Below are 6,054 nucleotides of genomic sequence, written 5' to 3'. Positions count from 1 at the left end.
GGAGCGGCATCCTCCCCGCCGCCTGCTTTTGCGGCGGGGAGATATAGTGGACAACGGGACATGCCACTGCCGGGGATACCTATTGATGGCTGCTTCCCAAATAAGGAAAAAGCATACTGGTGGTTATAGCTGCTGGTTTTTCAGGTATTGTAGTGTGTGCCTACCTTCGTTAAAGAGCAGGTCGAGGATGCTGAGGTTGCTGAGGAAGCCATGTTTTTGTTCAAAGACCTGTGTGTAGGGTTCAAACTGTGAGGTGTCTTTTTTGCCATTGGCCAGGAAACGGTAATCTTCCATGCCCTGTACTTCATGGAAATACTCTTCTGTTTTATTGTATTTTAGTTCCAGCCCCATGCAGCCTGCCAAAATTTCGAGGATGTGGAAATTGAGGTCCATCATAAAGGTGTGCTTTTTTTCGAATACGGGCCTTATGTCATCTTCAAAGTACTCGAAGAAGGGGGAAGTCCTGTAGGCGGCCTCAAGCGATTTAAAATGCTGTTTTTGCCAGTCAAACGCGTGCTCAATACGGGTGTCTTTAAATTTTTGGTGTGAGCCTATTTTACTGTGTTTTAGGGGTATGTTGAGCAGCTGTACGCCGTTGGGGCTGTAAATATACATCCGGTTCCGGTTGGTTTGTTTCTGGAAATTGTCCTCTACTTCAAAAGTTATGGTATCAGCCTTAACCATTGCCACGAAATGGCTTATGGAGGGGAAGTAGGTGGGATGTATAAGAATGTTCATTTACTTTTAAGCGGCAGTTTTACGTTTCTTCCTGAAGAAATCAAATAGGAACCAGCCTGCCAGTGCGATTATAAAGTACTTGAAATAAGAAACAGGTTCACCGTCACCGCCCACAGTAGTAAAAAACCTGTCCCATCGAGGCTTGTTATTCTGGTCAAGGCTCATCCAGATGAAAACAGGCTTACCTACAATATGGTCTTCCGGCACGTATCCCCAAAAGCGGCTGTCTTCCGAATTGTGGCGGTTATCCCCCATCATCCAGTAGTAGTTCTGTTTAAATGTATAGCTGTCGGCAGCCTTTCCGTTTATCAGTATCTCATCGCCATTTACCTTAAGGTCATTATTTTCATATTCCGTAATGATCATTTTATAAAAAGGCAAACTCTCTTTTGTAAGCGCGACAGTTTTGCCTGCTTCAGGAATATAGATTGGCCCCATATTGTCAAGGTTCCACTGCTTTGTATGCGGAAAAACCGAAGGATCACCTTCACCTGCTTTGGCAATTCTTCTTTCAACAGATTTAATGCCGGGGTTACTTTTTAACCTTGCAACACTTTCATCAGTCAATGCTGAAAAAATGTATGTTGTTTCATCAATACGTCCATAGCCATCAGTAACATTAAGTTCTTTTTGCAGGTAGGCATCATTCAGCAGGCTGCCATCGGTGGTCACAACATAAGAATATTGTGGTTTAGCCCTCCCCGAAAGCTTGAGTTCGGCACCGTTAATGTAAACTACCCCGTCTTTGATTGCTATACTGTCACCGGGTGTGCCCACACAACGCTTAACATAATTTGATTTTTTATCAATAGGTTTACGTATACCTATACTGTTCTTATCCCTGAAAAACCGTACCGTATCAACAGGCCAGTTGAATACAACGATATCATTCTTTTCCACTTTTTCAAAGCCGGGGAGCCTGAAAGAAGGTAATTGTGGCCACTTGCTGTATGATTTTGTTTTTACCAGAGGAATGGTGTCATGTACCATAGGGAATGCTACAGTAGTCATAGGTGTACGTGCACCGTAATGAAACTTGCTTACAAACAGGAAGTCGCCCACAAGTAGTGTTTTTTCTAACGATGAGGTGGGGATGGTAAATGGCTGCATCACGTAAGTATGCACTATGGTGGCAACCACCACCGCAAACAGCAGGGAGCTAACCGTATCGCCCGATTTGCTTTTTGGTTTTAAATCGCGGTCTTTCCCTACATAGGTAACATCTCCGGCATAGTTTATATAGTAGATATACAACCCAAGGGTAATTACTCCTAAAATGGTATCGGTAATGGTCTTTTTGCCGAAGCTGCGCAATGTTTCTACCCATACTACCGGGAACATGATGAGGTTAACAATAGGTATGAACAGCAGTATAACCCACCAACGTGGCCGGTTTATTATCCGCATAAGCACTATAGCATTATAAATGGGTACGGCTGCCTCCCAGGGTTTCCTGCCAGCTTTATGATATAGTTTCCATGTACCTAAAAAGTGGATTACCTGTACTGCCAGGAAAAAAATAAACCATTGCGTAAGTGTCATCTCTTATAAAGTTTTTCTTATATGTCTAAACCGGTTACAATATGTTACTACAGCCCCAGTACATCTTTCATGCTGTAAATGCCTTTTTTGCCTATAAGCCATTCAGCTGCAATAACTGCGCCCAGTGCAAAGCCTTCGCGGCTGTGGGCCGTATGTTTTATTTCGATGCTGTCAATTGGTGAGTTATAAGTTACTGTGTGCGTGCCCGGCACTCCTTCAACCCGTTTTGCATCAATAAAGATTTCATCTTCTTTAGGGTTTCCTATGGCCCAGCTTGAATAGTCGCTGTGGGCTATAATTTCGTTTGCCAGCGTTATGGCAGTGCCACTGGGCGCATCGAGCTTTTGTGTATGGTGTATCTCTTCCATGCTTACCTTATACTGGCCTAGCCTGCCCATCATTTTGGCCAGGCAGGAGTTCAGCTCAAAAAAGATATTTACACCAAGGCTGAAGTTGGAGCCATAAATAAAAGCGCCCTTTTTTTCTTCACACAGCTGTGCCGCTTCATGATACTTATCAAGCCAGCCTGTAGTGCCCGAAACAACGGGTATATTGCTGTTAAGGCAAGCTGATATATTGCCAAAAGCGGCATCGGGTATGCTGAAATCAATAGCTACATCTGCGTTTTCAAGGCCCGTAAAGCTATCCTTGCTGCCTTTCTTCAAAACAATGTCATGGCCACGTTCATGAGCAATACGCTCAATTACCTTACCCATTTTACCATAACCTAACAATGCAATTTTCATACGCTTAAAACTGGTAACTCAGGGTAAGACCCATATTGTGTTTATAATCAATCTGGTTTTGTTGTAACTGTGGGCGCAGTGACAGGTTTTCGTTCACGTTGAACTGCATCAGGTGCGCGTCCACATTGGCATCAACAATATTAAGTATATATATGCCAATGGTTATAAGCATGGAAAGGTCGCGGTTCCGCTGGTGGAAGCGCTGCCCCCGTAGTAACCTGTCATTATCAAGATTGGCCAGTTCGCCTGAAACCTGCCTTCCGGCAAGCCTGTCTTTATAGGCGTCGCGGTAGCGGTGATATTCGGTATTGTTCCAGCTGTAGTAGTAAAGGCTGAGCCCAAGGCCACCGTAAACAATAGGGACTTTCCAGTATTTTTTATTGTAAACCTGCCCCAGCCCGGGTACTATAGCCGAATAAAAAGCGGCTTTTGACGGGGCTAGCGGGTCAATTTTATAGGAAGGCGCTTTTGCAGCGGTTGAGTCCTGTTCCATAATTATATCATTCTCATTTTGGGCGCTGGCAACGCTGCTGATAAGAAACAGGGAAAGAAGTATGAAGAAGCACTTTCTCACTAGCCCTTTACTAATTTAATGATGCGGTTAAAATCTTCTTCTGAATGAAAAGGGATGGTTATTTTACCTTTACCCTTTGCGTCTACCTTAATATCAGCTTTAGCGCCAAAAAAATCGGCAATAGCTTTTTTCTGGATGTCTTCTACTTTAAAAGCAGTACCTCTTGCCGGTTTTGCCGGTGCGGGTTTCAGGCTGTCCTGGTAGTTTTTTACCAGCGCTTCGGTTTCGCGGACCGAAAGGTTGCCGCTTACTATCTTCTGGTATATTTCGGCCTGCGCATCATGGCCCTCAATATTGATTATGGCACGGCCGTGGCCCATGGTGATAAACCCGTCGCGTATCCCTGTCTGGATGATAGGGTCAAGTTTCAGCAGGCGAAGGTAATTGGCTATTGTAGAACGTTTTTTTCCCACGCGCTCACTCATCTGTTCCTGGGTAAGCTGTATTTCATCTATAAGGCGCTGGTAGGAAAGGGCTATTTCGATAGGGTCGAGGTCGTGGCGTTGTATGTTTTCCACGAGCGCCATTACCAGCGATTCGTTATCATTGGCAATGCGTATATATGCAGGAATGGTTTCCAGCCCTGCCATTTTTGAAGCACGCAGCCTGCGCTCACCCGAAATAAGCTGGTAGGTTTTATAGTCAAGCTTACGGACGGTTATCGGCTGTATAACCCCAAGTTCTTTAATGGAAGTGCTTAGTTCCTGCAGGGATTCTTCGTTAAAGTTAGTCCTGGGCTGGAACGGGTTTATTTCAATAGCATCAATATCAAGCTCAATAATATTGCCTACAACTTTATCAGCGTTTTTATCCTCAACCGATTTTATATCGTTATCCGGGTCTTTCAGTAATGCTGATAATCCTCTTCCAAGGGCCTGTTTTTTTATTGCTTTTGTCATGAAGTTACTTTACTGTTTTTCTTAATGATCTCTTCGGCCAGGTGCAGGTAATTGGTTGCTCCCTTACTGGTAGCATCATAGTTTATGATGCTTTCGCCGAAGCTGGGTGCCTCACTTAGCTTTACGTTGCGCTGTATCACGGTTTCAAAAACCATATCGTTAAAATGTTTCTGCACTTCTTCAACTACCTGGTTGGAAAGGCGCAGGCGCGAATCATACATAGTGAGCAGCAGGCCTTCAATATCTAACGCCGGGTTATGTATCTTCTGTACACTCTTTATAGTATTTAACAGCTTACCGAGGCCTTCAAGCGCAAAATATTCGCACTGTATCGGTATTACAACCGAATCAGCAGCAGTAAGTGCGTTAAGCGTTAGCAGGCCTAGTGACGGCGCACAGTCTATAAGGATATAATCATATTTGTCTTTTACCGGTTCAAGCGCCTGCTTCAGCATGTATTCCCGGTTTTCTTTATCAACCAGCTCAATTTCAATGGCTACCAGGTCAATATGGGCCGGAATTACCGAAACATTAGGGGCGCTGCATGCTACGGTGGCTTCATCAGGAGTATGGCTGTGCTCCAGTATCTGGTAGGTGCCTATTTCAACCGACTCTACATCAAGCCCCAGACCGGAGCTGGCATTGGCCTGCGGGTCAGCATCTATCAAAAGGACTTTTTTTTCGAGCACACCCAGCGATGCCGCCAGGTTAACCGAAGTTGTTGTTTTACCTACGCCACCTTTCTGGTTGGCAATAGCAATAATTTTACCCATTTATAGTTGAAAATTTTGAACCGTAAAAATACAATTATTTATGGGATGTGAAAACGGAATTTGTTAACATTATTCAGGCAAAGTAATAAGCTGTAGACAGAAGCCAATACAACTTATAACAAAAGATAAAATGAATAGTAACTAATGATTATGCCTCATATTCCAATCTAGCTTGGTAATTTTGTTATCAGTAATAAGAAGTACAGATATTTCTCTATGTAAGCCTGTTGAATAATGATCTAAGTTTATTAATGTGTAATTTCCATATATGGTAGTAATTGGATGGTGAGTGTATAAACCGTTAAAGAATAACCTATGAACGACTTTTATTTCATTATCCATAATTTCTGCTATAAATGTTAATTTAGCAAGGTGGACCATAAACAATAACTTACCCTTATAATTAAATGATGAAAATATTTGGATACCGTTTAAATCTAATTTTTTAGTAAATGAATTTGATTTATCTGTATAACCTAAAGCTGCTCCTTTAAATATTTTTCCAATTTTAGATGACTTTGCTAATGTTAATTCAGTTGGTTTACTTACAGTTTTTATTTCTGAAAAACCATCACCATGTCCCAGGTGCGATAATACATTGTATCCATTTGCATCTTTAAGAACAGAATTTGCACAAGTTGATTCCGTAAAGTACGTTGTTAAAGTTGCCTTTTCAAAAAAATACACTGTCCCTCCCCATTCTCCAAAACAGTCGCTATAAATAATGTATTTTTCGTCAATCCTGTCCTAAATAAAATTTAACACTATCAAACTTAACCATT

The 6,054-nt window shown here is 42.5% G+C and carries 7 protein-coding genes; all 7 read right to left on the bottom strand.

Translation table 11 applies throughout. The features are described 5' to 3' along the window. Positions 1-123: 123 nt before the first annotated feature. The 7 genes from CHU92_RS03075 to CHU92_RS03045 all read right to left on the bottom strand — a co-directional run bounded on the left by CHU92_RS03075 (position 124) and on the right by CHU92_RS03045 (position 5,959). The gene (locus CHU92_RS03075) at positions 124-738 is read right to left on the bottom strand and encodes a WbqC family protein (RefSeq protein WP_094412491.1); all 615 of its coding nucleotides are present in this window, start codon (positions 736-738) and stop codon (positions 124-126) included. Positions 739-744: 6 nt separating this feature from the next. Next, the gene (lepB, locus tag CHU92_RS03070; protein WP_094412489.1) at positions 745-2,280 is read right to left on the bottom strand and encodes a signal peptidase I; all 1,536 of its coding nucleotides are present in this window, start codon (positions 2,278-2,280) and stop codon (positions 745-747) included. 47 nt (positions 2,281-2,327) lie between these two features. Then, positions 2,328-3,026: a 4-hydroxy-tetrahydrodipicolinate reductase gene (dapB, locus tag CHU92_RS03065; protein ID WP_094412487.1), complete on the bottom strand. Its 699-nt coding sequence runs from the start codon at positions 3,024-3,026 to the stop codon at positions 2,328-2,330. Between the two features lie 4 nt (positions 3,027-3,030). Continuing rightward, positions 3,031-3,519, bottom strand: coding sequence for a DUF5683 domain-containing protein (locus CHU92_RS03060; RefSeq protein ID WP_243389550.1), 489 nt, complete (start codon positions 3,517-3,519; stop codon positions 3,031-3,033). An 80-nt stretch (positions 3,520-3,599) separates the two neighbouring features. Then, positions 3,600-4,499, bottom strand: a complete 900-nt coding sequence (locus tag CHU92_RS03055) for a ParB/RepB/Spo0J family partition protein (RefSeq protein ID WP_094412483.1) — start codon at positions 4,497-4,499, stop codon at positions 3,600-3,602. After that, entirely contained in the window at positions 4,496-5,272 is a 777-nt protein-coding gene (locus tag CHU92_RS03050) for a ParA family protein (RefSeq protein WP_094412481.1), read from the bottom strand. The genes CHU92_RS03055 and CHU92_RS03050 overlap by 4 nt, the downstream gene beginning before the upstream one ends. A gap of 141 nt (positions 5,273-5,413) precedes the next feature. Next, the gene (locus CHU92_RS03045) at positions 5,414-5,959 is read right to left on the bottom strand and encodes a hypothetical protein (protein WP_094412479.1); all 546 of its coding nucleotides are present in this window, start codon (positions 5,957-5,959) and stop codon (positions 5,414-5,416) included. Positions 5,960-6,054: the final 95 nt, after the last annotated feature.

Origin of the sequence: Flavobacterium cyanobacteriorum (genome assembly GCF_002251835.1) — a bacterium.
Lineage (GTDB): Bacteria > Bacteroidota > Bacteroidia > Flavobacteriales > Flavobacteriaceae > Flavobacterium > Flavobacterium cyanobacteriorum.
The sequence above is the reverse complement of the archived record's forward strand: the minus strand, read 5'-3'. Positions and strand labels throughout refer to the sequence as shown.

Bases quoted from the DNA above. Each gene is read 5' to 3' on its own strand.
- CHU92_RS03075 (WP_094412491.1), bottom strand. From the start codon at position 738: ATGAACATTCTTATACATCCCACCTACTTCCCCTCCATAAGCCATTTC.
- lepB (WP_094412489.1), bottom strand. From the start codon at position 2,280: ATGACACTTACGCAATGGTTTATTTTTTTCCTGGCAGTACAGGTAATC.
- dapB (WP_094412487.1), bottom strand. From the start codon at position 3,026: ATGAAAATTGCATTGTTAGGTTATGGTAAAATGGGTAAGGTAATTGAG.
- CHU92_RS03060 (WP_243389550.1), bottom strand. From the start codon at position 3,519: ATGGAACAGGACTCAACCGCTGCAAAAGCGCCTTCCTATAAAATTGAC.
- CHU92_RS03055 (WP_094412483.1), bottom strand. From the start codon at position 4,499: ATGACAAAAGCAATAAAAAAACAGGCCCTTGGAAGAGGATTATCAGCA.
- CHU92_RS03050 (WP_094412481.1), bottom strand. From the start codon at position 5,272: ATGGGTAAAATTATTGCTATTGCCAACCAGAAAGGTGGCGTAGGTAAA.